The sequence below is a fragment of the Paraburkholderia aspalathi genome, from assembly GCF_905220735.1.
Classification (GTDB): Bacteria; Pseudomonadota; Gammaproteobacteria; order Burkholderiales; family Burkholderiaceae; genus Paraburkholderia; species Paraburkholderia aspalathi.
Genome location: NZ_CAJNBA010000002.1, coordinates 636,917 through 658,695, shown reverse-complemented (window position 1 = coordinate 658,695; position 21,779 = coordinate 636,917). Strand labels below are relative to the sequence as shown.

General features: G+C 61.3%; 16 protein-coding genes. 5 read left to right on the top strand and 11 right to left on the bottom strand.

What is annotated here, in order from left to right:
• The first annotated feature begins 3 nt into the window (after nt 1–3).
• On the top strand, nt 4–2,733 hold the full coding sequence (locus KHO30_RS13705) for a winged helix-turn-helix domain-containing protein (protein WP_211701289.1): 2,730 nt from the start codon (nt 4–6) through the stop codon (nt 2,731–2,733).
• A 12-nt stretch (nt 2,734–2,745) separates the two neighbouring features.
• Here the strand turns inward: KHO30_RS13705 and KHO30_RS13700 are convergent, their stop codons facing one another.
• The 6 genes from KHO30_RS13700 to KHO30_RS13675 form a co-directional block, all read right to left on the bottom strand.
• Nucleotides 2,746–4,035 (bottom strand): DUF445 domain-containing protein, encoded by a 1,290-nt coding sequence (locus KHO30_RS13700; RefSeq protein WP_211701288.1) that lies wholly within the window; start codon nt 4,033–4,035, stop codon nt 2,746–2,748.
• Nucleotides 4,032–4,865 carry a poly(3-hydroxyalkanoate) depolymerase gene (gene phaZ, locus KHO30_RS13695; protein ID WP_201126879.1) on the bottom strand — a complete coding sequence of 278 codons (834 nt, stop codon included), beginning with the start codon at nt 4,863–4,865 and terminating at the stop codon, nt 4,032–4,034. Before phaZ ends, KHO30_RS13700 begins: the two co-directional genes overlap by 4 nt.
• Nucleotides 4,866–4,952: 87 nt before the next feature.
• Nucleotides 4,953–5,375 carry a phasin family protein gene (locus KHO30_RS13690; protein WP_211701817.1) on the bottom strand — a complete coding sequence of 141 codons (423 nt, stop codon included), beginning with the start codon at nt 5,373–5,375 and terminating at the stop codon, nt 4,953–4,955.
• A 76-nt stretch (nt 5,376–5,451) separates the two neighbouring features.
• A complete protein-coding gene (locus KHO30_RS13685) occupies nt 5,452–7,158 on the bottom strand; it encodes an alpha/beta fold hydrolase (RefSeq protein WP_211701287.1) in 1,707 nt (568 codons plus the stop codon).
• Between the two features lie 46 nt (nt 7,159–7,204).
• A complete protein-coding gene (locus tag KHO30_RS13680) occupies nt 7,205–7,675 on the bottom strand; it encodes a MaoC family dehydratase (protein ID WP_054035292.1) in 471 nt (156 codons plus the stop codon).
• 22 nt (nt 7,676–7,697) lie between these two features.
• Nucleotides 7,698–9,341, bottom strand: a complete 1,644-nt coding sequence (locus KHO30_RS13675) for a fatty acid--CoA ligase (protein WP_093639865.1) — start codon at nt 9,339–9,341, stop codon at nt 7,698–7,700.
• A 265-nt stretch (nt 9,342–9,606) separates the two neighbouring features.
• Between KHO30_RS13675 and KHO30_RS13670 the strand changes: the two genes are divergently transcribed.
• A complete protein-coding gene (locus KHO30_RS13670; protein WP_093639868.1) occupies nt 9,607–10,380 on the top strand; it encodes a ParA family protein in 774 nt (257 codons plus the stop codon).
• A 9-nt stretch (nt 10,381–10,389) separates the two neighbouring features.
• Here the strand turns inward: KHO30_RS13670 and KHO30_RS13665 are convergent, their stop codons facing one another.
• The 3 genes from KHO30_RS13665 to KHO30_RS13655 form a co-directional block, all read right to left on the bottom strand.
• Nucleotides 10,390–10,755, bottom strand: coding sequence for a response regulator (locus tag KHO30_RS13665; RefSeq protein ID WP_093639870.1), 366 nt, complete (start codon nt 10,753–10,755; stop codon nt 10,390–10,392).
• Nucleotides 10,756–10,800: 45 nt separating this feature from the next.
• Nucleotides 10,801–11,436, bottom strand: a complete 636-nt coding sequence (locus KHO30_RS13660; protein WP_200654261.1) for a response regulator transcription factor — start codon at nt 11,434–11,436, stop codon at nt 10,801–10,803.
• Between the two features lie 257 nt (nt 11,437–11,693).
• Entirely contained in the window at nt 11,694–13,091 is a 1,398-nt protein-coding gene (locus KHO30_RS13655) for a sensor histidine kinase (RefSeq protein WP_244864029.1), read from the bottom strand.
• Between the two features lie 307 nt (nt 13,092–13,398).
• Between KHO30_RS13655 and KHO30_RS13650 the strand changes: the two genes are divergently transcribed.
• From KHO30_RS13650 to KHO30_RS13640, 3 genes are all read left to right on the top strand, one after another.
• Nucleotides 13,399–16,137 (top strand): winged helix-turn-helix domain-containing protein, encoded by a 2,739-nt coding sequence (locus tag KHO30_RS13650; protein ID WP_211701285.1) that lies wholly within the window; start codon nt 13,399–13,401, stop codon nt 16,135–16,137.
• A gap of 351 nt (nt 16,138–16,488) precedes the next feature.
• Nucleotides 16,489–18,795 carry a PAS domain-containing sensor histidine kinase gene (locus tag KHO30_RS13645; RefSeq protein ID WP_211701284.1) on the top strand — a complete coding sequence of 769 codons (2,307 nt, stop codon included), beginning with the start codon at nt 16,489–16,491 and terminating at the stop codon, nt 18,793–18,795.
• A gap of 129 nt (nt 18,796–18,924) precedes the next feature.
• Nucleotides 18,925–19,317: a DUF3331 domain-containing protein gene (locus KHO30_RS13640; protein ID WP_093639885.1), complete on the top strand. Its 393-nt coding sequence runs from the start codon at nt 18,925–18,927 to the stop codon at nt 19,315–19,317.
• 48 nt (nt 19,318–19,365) lie between these two features.
• On the opposite strand, the gene KHO30_RS13635 is transcribed toward KHO30_RS13640, so the two are convergent.
• Nucleotides 19,366–20,832, bottom strand: a complete 1,467-nt coding sequence (locus tag KHO30_RS13635) for an alginate export family protein (RefSeq protein ID WP_408285755.1) — start codon at nt 20,830–20,832, stop codon at nt 19,366–19,368.
• Nucleotides 20,832–21,776 carry a glyoxalase gene (locus KHO30_RS13630; RefSeq protein ID WP_211701282.1) on the bottom strand — a complete coding sequence of 315 codons (945 nt, stop codon included), beginning with the start codon at nt 21,774–21,776 and terminating at the stop codon, nt 20,832–20,834. Before KHO30_RS13630 ends, KHO30_RS13635 begins: the two co-directional genes overlap by 1 nt.
• Between the last annotated feature and the right edge of the window lie 3 nt (nt 21,777–21,779).

Sequence of the window (21,779 nt, the reverse complement as noted above, 5' to 3'; positions counted from 1 at the left end):
CTAATGCACGTGATAGAAGCGCCGTCCCCGATCAGGCCGCCTCTCTTTCTCGCAACCAAGGTGTTTCCGCCGCGCCTGCCCGCCGGATTGATAGATCGGCCACGCCTCGTCTCTCTTGCCGGGAAAGCGGAATACAAAAGGCTCACGGTCATCAAGGCACCCGCCGGTTTTGGCAAGACATCGCTGGCGCTTACCTGGCTCAACGGGCTGAATGCAAGCGGCGCCTATGTCGCGTGGCTCTCGCTCGACACGGAAGACGACGAACCCGCGCGCTTCTTCCATCATCTGGCGCAGGCATTGCGCAACGCCTGTACAAGCGTCGGCATGTCCGCGGTCAGCCTGACTACCGAGGCGTCACTCGTACCGGCGCATTCAGTGGTATCGACGCTGATCAACGAACTCGTCGACGTCGACGACGAGGTCTATCTGTTCGTCGACGACTATCACCTGATCAGCCTGCCCGCCATTCACGACGCCATGTCGTACTTCATCGTGAATGCACCCTCGAACGTGCATGTCGTGGTCTGCACGCGCACCGATCCACCGCTGCCGCTCGCCAACCTGAGAGCGGGCAATGAGCTTCTGGAAATCGACGCGTCGACACTGCGTTTCAACTTCGACGAAACGCGCAGCTTTGTCGAACATGAATGCCCAGGCGAGCTGCGCGCTGCCCGCGTCAAGTCGTTGTTCGCGAGCACGGAAGGCTGGGCGGCGGCGCTGCGCATTTCGGCCTCAGTGCTATCGCGTGACGAAGGCAAACCGGATTGGGACGTGAGCGCGCCGTCCGGCGCGTCCCGGCCGTTCGCTGCGTACCTTGAAGACATGCTCAAGCGTTTGCCGGCCGAGATGGTCGAGTTCATGCAGCGCACGTCGATACTCGACCGTCTGACCGCACCGTTATGCGAAGCGGTAACCGGCATGGCGGCGGCACAAGGCATGCTCGATGCGATCTCCGCACGCCAGTTGCTGCTCGAACCGCTCGATATCGACGGACGCTGGTTCCGCTATCACCATCTCATGGGCGAGTACCTGCATAAGCGGCTCGAAACCCAGAATCCCGATCAGGTGGTAAGCCTGCATCGTCGTGCGTGCCAGTGGTACGCCAAAGAGTCGCGCTGGACAGACGCCGTCAAGCACGCGATCGCCGCGGGCGATACGGAAGACGCTGTCTCCCTGATGGCTCACTGCGCAATGGCGCTCGTCACGAAGGGCGACCTGCTCACGCTGCTCGGCTGGCAACGGCAGTTCCCGGCGCATCTGATGCGCGGGCAGGTCACGATCACGCTCGCGATTGCATGGGGGATGGCGCTGGCGATGCGTTTTGACGAAGCGCTCGCGATACTCGATGAGATCGAGCGTGACACGGGTACCAGTTCGAGCGACGCCGCCGACAACATCCGCTGGGAGTGCCAGGCGATCCGCTCGGTGGTGGCCGCGCTGCAGGACGACGCGCCGCGCGCGCTGGCGATCGCGCAGGCGTGCCTTGAACGGTCGTCGACAGATAGTTGGACCACCAACGTCGTCTCCAACGTCGTGCGCTTCGCGCACTGGAAAGCAGGCAATCTGCAAGCGCTGTACGCAACACCGTGGATCCCCTATTCGCTCGAGGAAGACCAGCGCAACGTGTTCGCCTCGGTCTACCGGCTATGCCTGCTCGGCCATGCGGAGATGCAGCAGATGCACTTCACGCTCGCCGAGCGCTATTTCACCGAGTCGATCCAGCTCGCCGAGCGCCATGCCGGTCCGAAATCCATCTCGGCCGCGTTGTGCGCGCCCATGATTGCGCAGATCTGGTACGAGCAGGGACGGCTCGATGAGGCGGAGGCGTTACTGGTCGATCTCATGCCGGTGATCGACCTGGCGGTCCTGCTCGATAGCACCTTGATCGCTTACCGCGTGCTGGTCCGGATCGCTATCGCGCGTTCCGACGCCGAGCGGGCCTATGCGCTGCTAGATCAGGCGCAAACTCTCGGTTACGCACGCCGCTGGGACCGGCTGATTGCCGGCGTTCTCGTCGAGCGCGGACGGCTCTATCTGGCTGAAGGCAGAGTGACGGAAGCGTCGGCCTGTGTCGTGCAACTGGACCAGTTGGCAGACGCCCATTGCCCCGCTGAGCATGCCGTTTCGCCGGAGATTGAAACCTACCGCGCGATCGCGGCGGCCTGGGTGGCGATGGCCAGGAACCAGACCGAAGAAGCCCTTGAGGCGTTGACATCCGCTTTGCAGGGCGTCGAAAGCCGGCACGGCGACTATCTCGCGCTGCGTTTGCGCACCGTGATCGCGCTGATCTGGTTGCGCGCGAACAACCAGACCCGCGCCGTCGAAATCTTTCGCGAAGTCCTGAGCGCCAATAGCGGTATCTACCGCTCGATTCTCGACCAGGGGCCCGAAATCGGGCCGCTCCTACAGGCGGTTCGCGACGACACGCGCTCCACCCCGCAGACGAAAGACATCGTCGCTTACATCGATCGCCTGCTGGACGGCTGGCGAGCGCTGTACGAGCCCGTCACGCCGAGGCGCGACATGGAGCGCGAGCCGTTGAGCGCGCGGGAGCGCAGCATCGTCGAGCTGATTGCTCAAGGGCAGTCGAACAAGGAGATCGCGCGCACCTTGGGGATTGCGCCTGAAACCGTCAAGACTCATGTCAAGAACGTCTTCGTGAAACTGGATGTCGACAAGCGCGCACACGCCGTTGCGCGCGCGCAGGCACTGGGTCTGGTCGCGACCGGCTAGCGCACTTACGTCTTAACGCATGACGACAAGTGTGGCGGCATGAATCAGCACACCGACCATGCCGCCCACGAATGTGCCGTTGATCCGCACGTACTGTAGATCACGGCCGATTTCCGCCTCGATCTTCCGGCTCACTTCATCCGCATTCCAGCCTTTGACGACCTCGGTGATCAGCACGGAGAGCTGGCGCCCATAGCGCACGACGAGTTCGCGCGCAAGCGCGAGCCACCACGCGTTCAGTTTGTGTTGAACCGCGGGTTCACGGCTGATCCGCTTGCCGAGCGAAGCCAGCATGCTCGTCATGGCGTCGCGCACAGCCGATTGCTCGTGACTGAGATCGGCGATCACACGCATGCGCAAACGCTCCAGCAGCACGCGATGGTGGTCTGCATGCCTGAAATAACGGATGCAGTCACGCATCAGCGACTTGCCGAAACGTCGATGCACGGCCGATGTTTGCAACTGCACGCTCAGGCCCTCCAGGGCCTCATCGAATTGGTGGCGCAGTTCGTGATCCGGATTCGCCGCCACTTCACGGAGGAGCGCAACGATGCCCTCGATAAATTTACTGACGATATACGTGTCAAGCTGCGCGGGCGTGTATCTCGAGGCCTCGCTGAATTTGGCCTTGATCATGCCGACGTTCGCCGTGAGCCATTTCTCCAGCACTTCAAGTCCGCGAACCAGCCACGGCTGATGCCGCTCGCTTTCAGTCAGTACTTTGATGACGTCGCCGGCTACTCGGGATACATCGAACGTACGCAACTGCGGTATCACCAGACGGTCGAAAAACCACTGCGCATCCGCTTCGTCAATGCCATCGAGCAATCCTGCCACGGCATCCGCAACGATATCGGCCACCCCGCGGCTGTTCGCCGGCTGCTCCAGCCAACGGGCGAGCGCCTGCGCGGCATCGTGGCAGCTAAGCCTGTCGACGATGAGTTCCGGCGTCAGAAAATTTTCCTCGACGAACTTGCCGAGGCTTTCAGCAATGCGCTGCTGGTTTTGCGGAATGATCGCCGTATGCGGAATCCGCAGCCCTAAAGGACGACGGAACAGCGCGACGACCGCGTACCAATCCGCGATCGCGCCGACCGTGCCGGCCTCCGCAAACGCTCGCGGCCACGCAAGCCATGCATGCTCCGCCTGCCAGGCAACACACGCGAACAGCAACGCAATCATGCAGACGAGCAGGCAGGTCGCCGTTCGCCGCATGCGCGTCAAGCCGCTTGTCTTGCGGTCTTCGTGTGCATGAGCAATGGCCGCCCGCTCGCCATCGCTACCGTGCGCAGAGAAACTCAACTCGCCTCCTGCCGGAGAAACCTGCGCACCACCGGCGCGACTTCAGTCGCGCGCGAGATGAGAAACAGGTGACCGTCGTCGATCACATAGAGCGTCGCATCGGGGATACGGGCCGCGAGAATCTTAGCGTTGGTGAGCGGCACGATCGGGTCGTCGTTGCCGTGCATGACCAGGGTCGTCTGGCGCAATGCACCGAGCCATAGCAGACTGCTCCAGCCCGTAGCCGCCAGTAGCTGATAGAGGTAGCCGCGGCCGCGCGGCGGCTGAATGTGCCGGCTATGCGCCTTCAGCAAGGACGGATCGCGCCGGTAAGCGCCCCCGTATATATCCGCGCCCACCTGTTGCAGGTAGGTGGGATCGGTATAGCGGCGCGGCCCGATCAGCTTCGACAAGACCGATAGTTTGCCCGGCACCATGATGACGCCGGGTGAGGTTGCCGCGAGAATGAGCCTGCGGCAGCGCTCCGGGTACAGATGCGCGAACTGCTGCGCCAGCGCGCCGCCCCACGAAACGCCGAGCACGTCGACGGCACCCTCGTAGCCGAGCCGCGTCAGCAGCTTGTCCGCCAAGACGGACAACGTCGAAAAGCGATACGGCACGACCGGCGCGGGCGAACCGCCGACGCCGGGAACGTCGAAGATGATGACGCTCACGTCTTCGAGCGCCGTGACAAACGGCTCTACCAGTTCGAGATTGGCGCCGATGCCGTTGAAGATAAGGAGCGGCGGCGACGCATCGCTGCCGCGCCAGGTTGCGACACGCAGTGTCTGACCGTCCAGATCGATCATCTGGATTTCCATGCTGCAAAGAGACTCGGGGTTCGTGTGCATTTTTTGTTTCCGGATCATCTTCTGAAAGGACGCTTCATTCGACGCGTCGGCATGCCGCATGGGCAGTGTCGTATGACTTCTTCGGCATTACTTCTTCGGCTGAAGGAGCGTTTTCAGTTCCTCGACGTGCTCGGCGACGCGCTTGGTGACCACGGCGACGCTGTCGGCCTGCGCACGGTACGCAGTGTCCGCGAGTTCCTGCATGTCCACCAGCGCCTTGTTCAACGCCTGCTGCACCACTTCACCCGTGTTGGCCGCCGGCTGGCCGCCCGACTGGGCAACGCGGCTGACGAGCGACTGCACTTCGGTCAGCGTCGTGCGGAGAATCTCCGACTGCTTCTGGGCGAGCGACTGCACGCCTGCCAGCGCGGTCGTGTTGGCTTCGACGATCGCCTCGACGTCCTTGCGACGCGCCTCGAGCAGTGCGCCCACGTCGATGCCAGGCAGCTTGAACTGGCCAGCGACCTTTTTATACTCGGCGAAAATGTTGTTGAAATTGGTTGAATCCATCATCAATACTCCATTGAAACTACGTTAAGAAAATGTTGACTACGGTGCGGTCAATGCGTGCACCAGGGCATGTACCTCAGGCTTCCATGACATACGTTCCCGGCGCCTTCACGCCCGCGGGGTGCTGCTTGTTGCCTACTGTCGCCGGAGCGGCACGCCGTTCGCCGGAGTGATCCGCGAGCCACGTGCGCCAGTCCGCCCACCACGAGTCCTTTTCAGCCTGGGCATTGGCAAGCCATGCGTCGGCAGTGGCGGCCAAATCGCTGTTGAGAAAGAACTTCGCTTTCGGATTGCCTGGCGGGTTGATCAGGCTCTGGATATGACCGCTCGAACTCAGCACGAAGCGCGTCTTGCCGCCGAACGTTCGCGCCGTGTTGTACACGCCCTTCCACGGCGTGATGTGATCGGTCATGCCCGCGACGACGTATTTGTCGCACCTCACTTCCGAGAGATCGATCGGCGTACCCAGCACCGTCAGCGCGCGCGGCTTGCTGAACAGATTGCCCGTGAAGATATCGAGCAGTTGCCCATGCATCGCCGCGGGCAGCCGGGTCGCGTCGTTGTTCCAATACAGGATGTCGAAAGCGGGCGGCGCTTTGCCGAGCAGATAGTTATTGACCCAGTAGTTCCAGACGAGATCGTTGGGCCGCATCCATGCGAACACGCGGCCCATTTCTTCGCCGGCGAGCACACCCTTCGACGTGCTGTTCTGCTTCGCGGCCGCAATGGCTTCCGGCGTTGCAAAGAGACCGAGCTGCGAGTCAGCCGTGTTGTCCAGCACCGCGACCATCAGCGTGGCGGCATTGACGCTCGTGTCGCCCCGGCTTGCGAGGTGGCCGAGGAGCGCCGAAATCGTCATCGCACCCGAGCAGGCGCCGTGCAGGTTGACGTCGTCACTGCCGGTAATGTCGCGCACGGCTGTGATCGCTTCGAGCAGCGCCGTCACATAGGTGTCGAGGTCCCAGTGACTCTGTGCGGCGGTGGGATTGCGCCAGCTCACCATGAACACCTGGAACTCGCTCTTCACCAGATAGTCGACGATGCTCTTGCCTTCGGAGAGGTCGAACACGTAGAACTTGTTGATCTGAGGCGGCACGATCAGCTGCGGGCGGGCATACACATGGTCGGTGGCCGGCGCGTACTGGATCAGCTCGAGCACCTCATTGCGAAAGACCACCGAGCCCGGCGACGTGGCGAGATTTCCGCCCACCTTGAACGCCGACCGGTCGACTTGCGCGGGCATCCCCTGGTTCTGCACCATGTCCGTCACGAGATTGCGCATGCCGCCAAGCAGGCTGGCGCCGCCCGAATCGATGATTTTCTTCAGCGCAGCCGGATTGCCGAGCAGCGTGTTCGTCGGCGAGAGCGCGTCGGTGAAGAGCGACAGCACGAACTGCGCGCGTTCCTTGCTCTTCGCGTCAAGCGCGGAGCGGTCGACAAACCCTGTCAATGCACTGCGCCACGCCACGTAAGCTTGCAGCGTCATGCGGTAAAGCGAATTGGTCTGCCACGCCGGGTCGGTGAAGCGCTTGTCGCCCTGAGGCGGCGTACTGTCCGCGCTGCCACCAAGCACGGCGATCAGGTCGCGGACGAGCGCCGCCTCCTGCTCCATGAGCAAGCTGGGTTGCCGCAGCGCCTGGGTGCCGATCTGCTGCGCGGTTGCCATAATGTCTTGCGGCCGCAATCCCACGAACGGATTCGGTCCGAGCATGCCTTCCGCGGCAGACGCCGCAAGGTCGTTCGTCTGCTCGCTGCGTGCCTTGCTGTCGTCATTTGCCGCCATGTTGCTGCTCCTCAAACATCTCTATCCGTTTCGTCGACAGCGCTGCTTACGCTTGCGAGACCAGCATCGCCAATGTCTCGGCAATGAGCGCCGGCTTCTCCTCGCCCTCGATCTGCAATTCGTTCATCGTCTTCACGATGATCCGGCCGCCGCCCTTCTTTTCCACCGAAATCAGCGTCACGCGGTTTCGCACTCGCCCGCCCGCTTTCACCGGTGTCATGAAGCGCACCTTGTCCAGCCCGTAGTTCAGTCCAGCCGATGCGTCCTCAGGAATGAGTCCGATCTCGATCGCGAGCGACGCCAGTAGCGACAGCGTCAGATAGCCGTGTGCGATCGTGCCGCCGAACGGGCTTTCGCGTTTCGCGCGCTCAGGATCCACGTGAATCCACTGCCTGTCGCCCGTGCAGGCCGCGAAGGCGTCGATACGTGCCTGATCGACGACAACCCAATCCGACACGCCCAATTCGCGGCCAACGAAGTCGTCAATCGTGGCGACGCTATATCCTTTGATGCTCATCGTGTTTGCTCCTTGCGACGGGTCAGGCGAACTGTTCGCGCAACCACTTCTTGTTCATCTTGCCGACGCTCGTCTTCTGCAGCGCGTCGACGAACTTGACGATCTGCGGCACCGCGTACTTCGAGATCCGTCCGGTTTTGGTGAATCCCATGACGTGTGCTTTGACGTCGTCTTCGGTAACTGCAGCGCCCGCCTTCAGAACCACAAGCGCAACTGGCCGTTCGCCCCATTTCTCGTCCTTGATCCCGATCACCGCGACTTCCGAGACATCCGGGTGCAGCGAAATCAGGCTTTCGATTTCGAGCGAAGAGATCCACTCGCCGCCCGATTTGATGACGTCCTTGATACGGTCCGTGATCTGGATGTTGCCGGTCGCGTCGATGTTCGCGATGTCCTGCGTATGCAGGTATCCGCCTGTCCAGAGCTGCACGGATGCATCCGGATTGTTCAGATAGCCCTGCGTCAGCCACGGCGCACGCACGACGATCTCGCCGTAGGCCCGGCCGTCGTGCACGATGTCTTCCATGTCCTCGTTGACGATGCGCAAGTCGACGAGCGGAACGGGGAAACCGGTCTTGCAACGCAGGCGTACCTCTTCTTCAAGATCGAGCGGCCCGGTGTTAGGCGGAAGTTGCGCGAGGCTCAACACGGGACCGGTCTCGGACATGCCATAGCCGGTAAAGACGTCGATGCCACGGTCGAGCGCGGCGCGCGCGAGACCGTGCGGCAACGCGCCGCCGCCGATGATGACCTTCCATTTGCTGAAGTCCGCGTGCTTCGCGTCATCGCACGAGAGCAGCATGTGCAGGATCGTGCTGACGCAGTGCGAAAACGTGACGCCTTCTTCGCGAATCAGTTGCACGAGACGATCGGGCACATAACGGCCCGGATAGACCTGCTTCACGCCCATCACCGTCGCGATGTAGGGCATGCCCCATGCGTGCACATGGAACATCGGCGTGAGCGGCATATAGACGTCGCCGCGATGAAAGCGTTGTCCCGATACCGGGCTCGACAGCGCCCCCATCAAGGTGATGGTGTGCAGAACCAGTTGGCGATGCGAGAAGTACACGCCTTTGGGCAGGCCAGTGGTTCCCGTCGTGTAGAAGGTGGTGGCCCGGGTGTTCTCGTCGAAGTCGGGGAAGTCGTAGCTCGTCGCGCTCGCTTCAAGCATCGCCTCGTATTCGGTGGCGAATGCAATGGTGTGCGCGCTCGCTTCACTGCCCGGCTCGTCGATCCACACGAAGGTGCGGACTGTTTCGAGCTGATCCTTGATTGCTTCGACCACGGGCAGGAAATCCGTGTGGACGAACAGCACCTCTGCGCCGGCGTGGTTGATCGTGTAGGCGATCTCCGCCTCCGACAACCTCACGTTGACCGTCTGAAGCACGGCGCCCATCATCGGCACCGCAAAATACGATTCCAGATAGCGGTGGCTGTCCCAGTCCATGACGGCCACGGTGCTGCCGTGCCGTACGCCGAGCTCGTGAAGGCCATTGGCCAGTCGCGCAATGCGTTCTCTCAGCGTGGTATAGGTCATCCGCAGCTGGCCGCGGTACACGATCTCCTGATCCGGCGCCTGAACGAACGGCGTATGCAGCAGTTGCTTGATCAGCAGCGGGTAGGCATAAGGGGATGGCATCGATCCCTGCACGGCGTCCTGCATCTACGTCTCCTCAAGTCGAGAAATGGGTCGGGCTGACACAAGTCAGTCGGTGCTTGTCGCGCACGGTGGCATCCCGAGTGAAGTCATCATCGGGTGTTTGCCAAGGGGGAGCCATCCCCCGAACAGGGGAACTGTCAGGAAGTAGCCGCGCAGCAAGGGCCGCGGCGCGGTAAGGCCGTTGAGGCAGGGGCTAACGGGGGTTCCGCCAGGGTAAGCTGTGCCTTTCGCAAGTTTTCGCTAGTTCTCGCAAAAAGGGGCAAACCAGATGCGGCGTGTCGTCTTCAATCAGAAGGGTGGCGTGGGTAAATCGACCATCGTATGCAACCTGGCGGCGATCAGCGCCAGCGAGGGCATGCGCACCCTGGTCATCGATCTCGATCCTCAGGGCAATTCCAGCCAATACCTTCTCGGCGAGCAGGCGAGCGGCCTCAAACCGAGCGTGGCGGACTTCTTCGAAACGGCCCTGAGTTTCAGCTTCAAGCCCACACCGGTCTCGACCTTCATCCATCCCACGCCGTTCGAGAATCTCGACGTGATGCCCTCTCATCCGGAGCTTGACGCATTGCACGGCAAGCTCGAATCGCGCTACAAAATCTACAAGCTACGCGACGCGCTGAACGAACTGGATGATGCGTACGACGCGATTTATATCGACACGCCGCCGGCCCTGAATTTCTATACCCGCTCCGCATTGATTGCGGTCGAACGCTGCCTGATCCCGTTCGACTGTGACGATTTTTCTCGTCGCGCGCTCTATACGCTGCTCGACAACGTTAAGGAAATTCAGCAGGACCATAATTCCGATCTGGAAGTCGAGGGGATTGTGATCAACCAGTTTCAGCCGCGCGCGAGCCTGCCCCTTCAGCTGGTTGAGGAACTGGTGAGCGAGGGCTTGCCGGTGCTGGAGTCTCGACTGTCTTCTTCTGTGAGGATTCGCGAATCGCATCAGCACGCCAAGCCGATGGTTCACCTCGATCCACGGCATAAGCTTGCTCTGGAATTCATGGCCTTGCATCGCGAGCTGGTTGGGGAGGCCTGAGCGCCGTTATCAGGTAATGCTATCCAGCATGTCCAGCAACGCGTTTCCATCAACAGGCTTGCGGAAGAAACCTAATGCGCCTCTGCGCAGATAGTAGTCTTCCGTATGCTGGCTCGGTTTGCCCGTGATAATGATGACCGGCGTGGCGGCGCCTGAATGAACCGTTCTATCGAGCACCTGAATGCCGTCAATGGGCCGCATTCCCAGATCGGTAATAACGCATACCAGACCCGCGTAGCCATCGGCAAAAAAATCCAGAGCGGATTCGTACGCCCGTGTTCCGTACCCGCCGGAGGCCAGCAGGTTCGCCAGAGACGTCAGAACGCGTCGGTCATCATCAATCACGGCCACGGTTCGAACCGGAGGCGTGGACATTTTTTTTCTCCGGTCATCGAGTCCAACACCGAATTGGCGTTGGCGTCAGGCGCAGAAAGTGGTTATGGGCGACGTCTCGAGCTGCAGTTTGCCCGCCTGCCTGACCAGCGTGGCAAACGAATCCGCTCGCATCTTTCTCATGATGTGGCCGCGATGAACCTGCACCGTGTATTCGGTAATCCCAAGTACTGCCGCCGCCTGCTTGTTGAGCAGACCACTGGCGAGCAGCGGCAGGAGCTCCTGCTCACGCGGCGTCAGCGTTTGATAAAGCGCATGGAGCAGCGCCGCATCGTCCGCCTCCTTGCGAAGAACGTGCGCCCTTGCGAGCGCCGCAGCAACCACGCGCATCAACTCATCTTCATCGAGGGGCTTGGTGAGGAAATCAACCGCGCCGCCCTTCATGGCGAGCACCGTGGAAGGCACATCACCCTTTCCAGTAATGAAAATGACGGGAATCTGCGAGTCCCTGACGAGCTTCTGAACTTCCAGCCCACCCATGCCAGGCATTCGCAAATCCAGAATCAGACATGAAACAGTATTCTGACGCGGTGTTTTCAGAAACTCCGCGCCGGAATCGAATGCGCGGGCATCTCTTCCGTTTGCACGCAGCAGCGAGGTGAGTGCTTCACGCACCCGCCTATCGTCGTCGACCACATACACCACCTCACTTGCGGATTTCATGCGCCTTCTCCGTTGCCGGGTGAAAACCCAGCGTGACGTCGGCACGGACGGTCCACGATAATCTCGTTGAATGTTGTTCTTACGTGGTCCTGCCGACAAAAAATTATAGCCGCCGGAATCGTCGTCCGGAAGAATAGGCAGCCGTGTTCTGCATTACATAAATATGTAATATCACGGCCCGATATGAAGCAGTAGGCTGGGAAGATGTGTAGACACAGCACGTTGCCAGAGGCTGCTGAGGATACCCTCGTCTATCGTCAACTTGAGCTTGCGTTCGATCTCTCTATCGGAAGGCTAAAGCTGAAGGTCACGCCTCGGGACACGTTGCGCACGGCCCCAATCCGGCCCGCGTGTGCTTCCACGATCGACTTGCAGATCGCCAGGCCCATGCCCATGCCTGTTTTCTTCGTGGTAAAAAACGGCTCGAAGATCCTCTCGAAGTTCACCTGCCCCGCACCGTGATCCTCCACATCGACCACCACATTGCCGGCATCGCGACGTGAGCGGATCACCAGCAGCCTCGGTCGCTCCTCCGTTGCCGCTAACGCTTCGATCGCGTTGCGCACGAGGTTGACGATCACCTGTTGAATCTGAACCGCATCCGCGCTGATCTTCGACACGTCCTCGCCGAGAATTGTCTCGAGCGAAACCGCGTTGTGCTGGATGTCGTCGGCCATCAGCGTGCATACCTGAAGAATCAGCTTGTTGACATCGAGATCAACCTTTTGCGGAGCCGTATGCCTGAAAAGAGCGCGAATGCGGCTTACCACATCTGCCGCGGCATTCGCGTCGCGCACAACCTGCTCGGCCGAGTAGCGGGCTTCGTCGAGCCTGGGCGGCGTTGCAGCGAGCCATCGCACGCAGGCCTGCCCATGCGCCACGATGGCCTGGAGCGGCTGGTTGAGTTCGTGGGCAATGGAAGCGGAGAGTTCAGCCACGGCCGCGAGCCGCGACGCCTGCGCGAGCCTCTCCTGCGCGTCGCGCAAGGCCTTCGATAATTCCGCGCCGTCGTCGATGTCCACGTCGAGGCCGAAGAACTTCATCACTTGCGCGCCGGCCCCTTCGGTGCCGCGGTGCTCCCGGACCTGCTCGACTTCGAGCGTCGAGAGCAAGTCCGGCTCGGCCAATAATTGCTCGAGGAGTGCGGCGAGATGATGCCGCACGCTTTCGGAACGGCGCGCACCTTCCTCGATTGCAACAGCCAGTTCCGCCCACCGCGGTTGCCGGTATTGCTCACCCAGATAGGTCCGCACAATAGTCTGTGCAACGAAATCGAAGTGATCCAGCAGATACAGCGAGACGTCGGCCAGAAGTTCTTTGGCAATACGCTCGTCCAGCTCGCCGAGCGCAATGTAGATGCTCCAGATTTCCCGCAACCCGAGGCGCAACGCCTGCAGATGGCTCTGCAGCGGCACGCGTTGATGTTCACGTCGCTGGCTGATTTCCCGAAACACGTCCATGTCCTGCGCCGAGGGGAGTTCACCCGACAACAGCGTCTCGAACCAGACTTTGGCCGACAGCGCGACCGATTCGCGAAGGTCCCGCTGCGCCGCCGGTGCGAGCAACCTGTATCCGTCCATCTGCGTCAGTATCGCCAGCGTGCGTTCGACGACATGCGTCAGATCAGCTGCGATCGAAACAGTTTTTTCCCGCAAGTAATCGCTGATTCTTGGAACATTGGCTAACACGGATAGACACCCATCAATAACGGACGCACGATTTCGAAGGACAAGGAGCGCCGGCGCAATGGGATTCGACGCGGCGTATCATGGGGCGAAAAATGAGTCGGTCCTGGCGAGGCGCGGATGTGCACGTATGGTCGCCTGGCGCGGCGCGACCTGCCATCCCCCAGATTGGGGAGAGTCACACCCTCCCCCGGCCCGGGGGAGTGCTTCTACAAATGAGGGGTGGCAAGCGCGCCTCCCAACAATTGGCTGGCTTAAAACAATGGGTGACTGAAACATGCGTGTGACTGGAGAGACGTCCGCGAGCGGACTGCACCTTTTCCTCGCAACGAAGGTCGTTCCGCCGCGCGTGCCGGTCGATCTCATCGCGCGTCCGCGGCTCGCCGGCCTCGCCGAGCGCGCCGCGAACAAACGTCTTACCGTGATCAAGGCGCCCGCCGGATTCGGCAAAACTTCGCTGGCGCTCAGTTGGCTCGACCGGTTGCGCGCGAACGGTGCATTAGTGGCGTGGCTGTCGCTCGACACGGAAGACGATGAACCCGCGCGCTTCCTCAACTATCTGGCGCACGCGTTGCGGCATGCCTGCGATAAGGTCGGCGCCGCGGCGATCAGCCTGACTGCCGACGCCGCATTCGTCCCGTTGCACGCCGTCGTTTCCACACTGGTCAACGAGCTTGTCGAAGTCGACGACGAGGTCGTCCTGTTTCTTGACGACTATCACCAGGTCCGCCTGCCGGCCGTACACGATGCAATGTCGTTCCTGATCGAAAAGGCGCCGCCTCATGTGCATGTGGTCCTCTGCAGCCGCACCGATCCGCCGCTGCCGCTCGCGAGGCTGAGAGCAGGAGACGATCTGCTGGAAATCGACGGGTCGGTGTTGCGTTTCGACTTCGACGAAACGAGGCGCTTTGTCGAACGCACGTTGCCCGGAGAGCTGAACGCTTCGACCATCCAGACGCTCTTTGCGGGCACGGAGGGCTGGGCTGCGGCGCTGCGCATCCAGATGTCCATGCTATCGCGCAAGGATGGCGAGACGGTTCGGGAGCGTGATGCGCCTTCCGGTAGGTCGCGGCCGTTCGCCGCCTATATCGAGTACATGTTCGAGCGCCTGTCCCCCGACATGGTCGGGTTCATGCTGCGCACGTCGATACTCGACCGGTTGAGTGCGCCGCTCTGCGAGGCGGTGACGGGCCTGCGCACGAGCCAGCCGATGCTGGACGAAATCGCCGGGGCGCAGTTGCTGTTGCAGGCGCTCGACGACAATGGGCAATGGTTCCGTTATCACCCTCTGATGGGCGAATACTTGCGGGCCCAACTCGAGGCACTGCACGCCGACGAGGTGGCGGAACTGCATTGCCGTGCGTGTGCGTGGTATGCCGATCAGGAGTTGTGGACGGAGGCAGTCAGACACGCGATCGCCGCGGGCAACACGGATAACGCGATTCGTCTGATGGAGCGGTGCGCGATGGCGCTGGTCAAGAAAGGCGACCTGCTCACGCTGCTCGACTTGCAGCGCCGCTTTCCCGCCGGTCTGGCCGGTGCACAGGTGAAGGTTACGCTGGCGATCGCCTGGGGCATGGCGCTCGCCATGCATTTCGAAGAGGCGCTCGCGATGCTGGATGTAGTCGAACATGGTCTCGCGTCCGACACGGGCGCCGAAGCCAAAGACATCCGGCGCGAATGCCAGGCGATCCGCTCGGTCGTCGCGGGTCTGCAGGACGATCCCGAGCGCGCACTCGTTATCGCTGAACCATGCATCGAGCGGCCGACCACCGATATCTGGACCACTAATGTGGCGTCCAACGTCGTGCGCTTCGCCCATTGGAAAGCCGGCAATCTCGAAGCGCTTTACGCAACGCCGTGGATGTCCTATTCAGCCGAAGAAAATCAGCGCAATCTGTACTCTTCGGTCTACCGGCAATGCCTGCTGGGACACGCGGAGATGCAACAGTTGCACTTCGGGCTTGCCGAACGGTATTTCACGGAATCGATGCAACTGGCCGAAAGGCATGCCGGTCCCGATTCGATCTCGGTGGCGCTATGCGCACCGATGATCGGCCAGATCTGGTACGAACAGGGCCGGCTGGACAAAGCTGAAACGCTGGTTGCCGGGTTAATGCCGGTCATTGACGTTGCGGTCCTGCTCGATAGCGTGTTGATTGCCTACCGCCTCCTCATCCGGATCGCCGTCGCGCGTTCGGACGTGACGCAGGCGTACGCATTGCTCGACCGGGGCCAGGCGTTGAGTTGCGAACGGCAATGGGACCGCATGACCGCCGCCGCCCTGGTTGAACGCACACGGCTTTATCTTGCGGAAGGCAGGATGGTCGAAGCGGCTGCGTGCGTCGCGCAACTCGATCAGATGGCGGCCCCCAACGCCCACCCTTCGCGTTCCATCTCGCTCGAGATCGAGAACTATCGCGCATTCGCAGCGGCCGCTGTTGCTACGGCCCAACAGCGGACCGAAGAGGCCACCACGGTGCTGGGTGCCGCGCTGCGGAGCGCCGAACGACGCCATGCGGATTTCGAGGCGCTACGCCTGCGAACCATGCTTGCGCTGGTCTGGCTGGCCGCGAACGAACGCACCCGTGCGACCGCGATCTTTCGCGAAGTCCTGAAGGTCGCCGCGCCCGCAGGCGTGTACCAGTCCATTCTCGACGTAGGGCCGAACATCGGATTGCTGCTGGACGCCGTTCGTGAAGACGCGGAGCAGAAGGAGCACTCGAACGAGCTGATTGCCTACGTCGATCATCTGCTCGACGGCGCGCGGATTCTCTATCAGCCAGGCGGCCACCGTCGACGCGATACCGAGCGCGGGTCGCTGAGTTCAAGGGAACGTGAAATCGTCGACCTGATTGCGCGCGGACAGTCGAACAAGGAAATCGCGAATGTGCTCGGAATTGGCGCCGAAACCGTCAAATCTCATCTGAAAAGCGTCTTCGTGAAGCTCGGCGTCGACAAGCGCGCTCAAGCCGTTGCGCGTGCACGGGACCTCGGCCTTGTGGGTTCAGACTAGCTGCATGCTGAAGTTGGCAACATGAGTTAGCGACATGAATATGTAATGGTGCAATCCGACGCAAAGTTCTAAATTGATCTTTTTTCCCCTGATCTTTTTCCTGAGCTTGCCTGACCGGCAGTTCCCGAAAAGTCACCCATCTGCAATGGTATGACCTATCTCCACCATTGCCTCGTAATCGATTCGCGCCACAACAGCACGCACGATCAGACCTCGCGGTACGAGATGAAGTAACCGTCAACCCTCTCCGCTCGCCTGGCGAGCTAATGAGCTTTTCGCTGGAAAATCCCGCCATTGATGTGAAAATGTGGAGTAGCACTATTCAATACGTCGACGAACTCCGAGGTTGACATGCTTACCGTGTTGATACCACGCTCGTCCCGGCTTGCCGCCCTCAGCGTCGCCATCGCGGGCACGTCAGCAATGGCAGGCTTACTCGAACCGGTCACCGGCTGCTTCGGCCTCGTCATGGTTGTTCTGGTCGCGCACTTTTTCGACCGCAGCTTTGGGCGTCTCGCCGCGGGTTTCGTCTCGCTCGGGATCGCCGGCACGATGTTGACCGCCGGTCACCCTCCTCTGTCCTCCGGCTCGATCGGCCGTTGCGCCCTCGCGATCGGCGCGGCATGGCTTTGTGCCGAGCTGGTCTCCCGACGCCCGCGGCACATCCGCTACACCCAACCGCCAGACTCGACGGCCCACTCGAAGGATGACGATGTCGATCTCGAGGTTCGACAGGCGCTAACGGCAAGCGAGTCGAGAGAATTGATCCGCAAGCGGGAAGCGCAACTGAACTGGCTGATCGAGAATGTTCCCAGCCTGCTCTGGCGGACGGACGCTCATGGCCGCCTGGAATATGTGAACAAACGCGCTGAGGACTACACCGGCCTACGGTTTGAGGATCTGAAAACGCGCGGCTGGCTTCACCTGGTGCACCCGGATGACGCAGCCTCAACCCTTGAGGCCTGGCAAGATTCCCGCGCTAGCGGGAGACCTTACGACTCGGTCCATCGGTTCCGCGCGGCTGACAACACGTATCGCTGGTTTCAATGCAAAGGCACGCCCATGCGGAATGCCAACGGCGATATCGTGAACTGGTATGGACTTTCGACGGATATCCACGAGCGGCAGCTAGCTCAGGAGGTTCTTCGCACGGAAGAGATCAATTTGCGAAGACTCGTCGACGTATTGCCCGCGATGATCTGGCGAGCCACACCGGAAGGCAAAGTCGACAGATGGAGCCGCCAAATGCTCGCCTTCATGGGCGCGAGCGAGGAAGAATTCGACGGCGAAATGTTACTTCGCCGCATCCCGGAAGCGGACCGTCTTCGTGTCCGCTCGCGCTGGCGGCAAGCTGTCCACGAAGGTGTGTCGTATCAGGACACGTACCAGATTGCAGGCGCCGATGGCGCACTGCGCTGGTATCTCGCTCGCGGCGAACCGTTTCGCGACAAAAGCGGACAGATCCTGCACTGGTTCGGCGTATGTACAGACATCGACGATCTCAAGCAAACGGAAGCTGTGCTCGAACAGCGGGAGCACCAGCTACACGAACTGATCGAGACTATCCCCGCCATGCTCTGGAGCAACGACCCACAAGGGGGGCTCACCTACATCAATCGAAAAATCGTCGAATTCGTTGGCATGGATCTTTCGCAGCTCGCGGGCGGCGGCTATCAGAAGACCTGCCATCCTGACGACCTGGACACCATGGTTCAAGCGTGGACACACTCGGTCGAGACTGGCGAGGCGTACTGCCACGCTGCGCGGCTTCGCCGAAACGACGGGATTTACCGGTGGTACCAGCACATTGGCGAAGCCATGAGGGACGTCGACGGCAACATTGTTCAATGGTATGGCCTCAGTCTTGACATTGACGAACGCAAGCGTGCAGAGGACCGGCTCAGGCACACTCAGGCTGAACTTGCACGGGCAACCCAGATTGCCACCGTCGCAGAACTCTCCGCCTCTATTGCGCATGAGCTTAATCAGCCTCTCACGTCCGTTATCGCCAATGCGCAGGCTTGCAATCGGTGGCTCGCAGCATCCCCGCCCAATTTAAGTGAGGCCAGGACGTCCGCGGAAAGCGTCGTTCGAGATGCCCATTCCGCCGATGAGACGATGAAAAGCATCCGCGCACTGTTCAAGAGCCAATCATTCCAGAAGTGCAAGCGTAACGTGAAAGACATGGTCCTCGAATCCGTGCGGCTGCTACGGCAAGACGAAACCAGACATACCGCCGACATCGACCTCGATTTGCCCGATGGCCTGCCGCCGGTGTTCGTCGACCAGATACAGATTCAGCAGGTCCTGCTAAATCTGATCACGAACGGCATAGAGGCCACGGAAAACTCCGGGCGCACGCCCAGGATTCTCATTACCGCAAGGGCGCTTCACGACGGATCCGTGCTTCTCAAGGTGATCGATAACGGTTCGGGCATCGTGGGCGACGACAGCATATTCGACGCATTCGTCACGACCAAGAGCAAGGGCATGGGCATCGGGCTTGCGGTGTCGCGTTCCATTATCGAAGCGCATGAGGGTTCTCTTACTGCCGCCAATAATCAGGGCTACGGATCGACCTTTAGCGTCGTCCTGCCAGTCCCGAGCGATGACGCCGCGTGTCCGGATGTCGAGATCAGTGGAGCGACCAGTCGCTGAGCGGAGCACGGTGCTGGAGGGCGAACGAGGGACGCCCTCCACAATCATGTAATAGCGGCCCGCCAGTCTGCTACCTATCATCCAGTCAAGGTCGAGGGTTAGCTCTAACGTGAATCGAGGAACCGTATCATGCAAGCTCCCATTGAAACAGACAGAACGTGGCAGTCAACCATGGCGCTTCTCTCGAACGAAGGCGAAACACAGGCACCGGTTGTGTCCAGTTGCCTCCGCCCGCAGGGCGGCGAAAGCGACTTCCGCGAATGCGTCATCCGGGTGCTGGAGCGCCGTGGACGGAGCTCGGCAACGGTTGCGTGGAGCGACGCGACGTCCTGCTGCTACGGCGAGCAGCATTGGCGGCGTTGCGTCGCGAAGAAAGCCGGAGTTTGCGCCCTGAGTGGCCAGGCCATCAAGAGAGGCCATGCCGTGTATCGACCCAAGCGGGTTCAACCTACACCACTCAACATCGAAGCGATGATTCTGGCCACGGTCCTCGAAGCGGTCTCTCTGGAAGAAGGCTTCTGAAGATTCAGATCCGCTCGAAGCGTTGAGCGGGCCCCCTCCTGTCATCGGTCACCATCCGAACTTCGCTTCGACGCCCACGTAGTCCGCGTTGCGCGCCCCCAACGCGCGGATCGAATCGCCGACTTCGAAATGCACTGCTTCCAGCGCGAGCGCGACATTCGGGCTGACGAGCCAGTCCGCGCGAATCTGCGCATACATACCCGTCCAGCGGGTTCCCTTTCCCGCCGTGCCGGGCACCACGGCCATCCCCTGACCGTAGATCGCATCGCCCGTCGTCGCGCGCCACTGGAAACCGAGTGCCGTCAGTAACGTGAGCTTTGGCGATACCTTGAAGGTGATCGACGGCTTCACATGAATCAGATTGCTGTAGCCGGTGTATCCCGCCAGCGTGAAGTAGTAGCCGTTCGGAAACAACGGATTGAAGGTTTCGACGCGTCCATCGCCCGGATGCCGGTCGCCCGATGCGCCGTCGACCTGCAAACCGAAACGCGGCGACCCCGCCACCGTTGCGAGCGTATAGCCGCCCAGCAAGCCGAACGCCCACGCGCCGATGGTGTCCTTGCCGACGTGCCCTGTCTGCACCATCGATTCGCCATCCCAATCGAACGACGCGACCTTGCCCGCGTAACGCACGTCGAATACATCGCGATGCTCGGTGCCTGCCGCATCGAGAAAGCGTGCGTTGTCGCGGTTGTAGCGCGACCAGTACGCTGACAGATCGCCTGGCCCCGTGTTCGCACGTTCCACGCGCACGCCGCTGAACGTGAGATGCCGGTTCGACACGTCGTCGAAAGCCGTGACGTCGCGATTCTGCACAGGCTGCGTCATATAGCCGATGAAGCGCCACTTGTCGATTTCATAATCGGCCCACAGCGCGTCGAACGCCTGACGCACGTTCGGCCCGTCACGCACCGAGACGAACCGCTGCAAGTCGAACGCCATCTCCTGCCGCCCGACGCGCGCCTTGAACGTGCCTCCGCCTACGCCATAGACGAACGCGACGAACGCCTGCTCGATGTCGAGCTGATTCTTGTCGACGGGCGAAACGGCATCCTTGCCGAAGGGCCGCGCATCCTCGAGCTGGAAAAACGCCTGCACATGCTGGCCGATGCGTGCATCGGCATGCACTTCGGCGCGCTCGATCACGTAGCTGTCGGGTCGCGCGGCGCCGAGTCCGAAGAGTGGCGTGTTGTTCAGTTCGAAGCGTTCACGCAGGGTCGCGCCGAGCGACAGATAGGTCGACGGATCGCTGCCGGGCGAGATGTACTTGAGCGCATCGAACGGCTCGCGCGGCACGCACGGATTGGCCAGCACCGACCAGTCTTCCTGCCAGTGGTTGAATGACAGCGGCGACGGCCGCTTCACGGTGCATTGAGGCGCAGCGGCCACGCCGGCAACCGCATCCGCCGCGTTGTCGGCGGCGAACGCGTCCACGCCGTCTGCCCATCCGCACACCGCGAGCGCCGCGCAGGCAGCCGCCTTCGACGTCGCGCGCTTCAGCGAGCGAAGCTGCATCATTTCGCCAGCTCGTGAATCTCGGCGACGTAGCCGCCGGGAAATTCGACCATTGCCGTGCGCCCTTCAACTGTCCTGTTCGCCGGCGACAGCACCTTCACGCCGACGCCCTGCGCCTTCGTGAGCGTCGCGTCGAGATCGGCGACCAGATAGCCGGTGACTTCGCGGCCGAACGGATAAGGCAGCTTGCCGTCGGTCGCGAACACGAGCATGGTGCCGAAGCCGGATGTGATGCGCACGCGCCGGATCGTCTCGCCGGATCGGCCGATTTCGCCGCCGTCCGCGTGACGGTTGTCGGACACGACCTTGCCGTGCGAAAAGCGTACAAAGCGCTTGATGAAGTTATCCGCGGATTGCGCGGACACATAGACGCGATTGTCGGGCACCGTCTCGAGCGGACCGTACGAAGGCGCCTTCGTATGCCAGTACAACTGCATGTTCAGGCCGCCGGGCCATTGGATCACCGCGTCCTTGCCGATCGGATCGTCGAACGTATCCACGATCACGTCCGCGCCCGCGGCGCGCGCGGCACGAACGGCCTTGTCCATATCGGTAACCAGGTAGCCCGTGCGTTCGCTGCCGAACGGATACGGTATTGGCGTCTGGAATGCGAAGACCGACAGCATGCCCACCGGCGTCCGCACGTATTGCGAAGCCGTTTTGCTCGGCGTCGGCGTAACCGTGAACACGGCGCGCGGCGAAGCCGTGCCGCCGAAGGTCGCGACAAAACTGTCGACGAACGCGTCGATGTCCTGGGTCGCCACATAAACGTGCGTCGTGTCGTACTGCGGACCGACCGACACGACCGGCAGGCTCTTGCCTACGTTCTGATGATCGGCCTCGGCGAAAACCGGCGAGGCGCCCAGCGCCATGCCGAGCGCCGTTATCGACACAATCGAAACGACAGCGGCCCGCAACACTCGAACCATCTTGACGGTACTCATAGA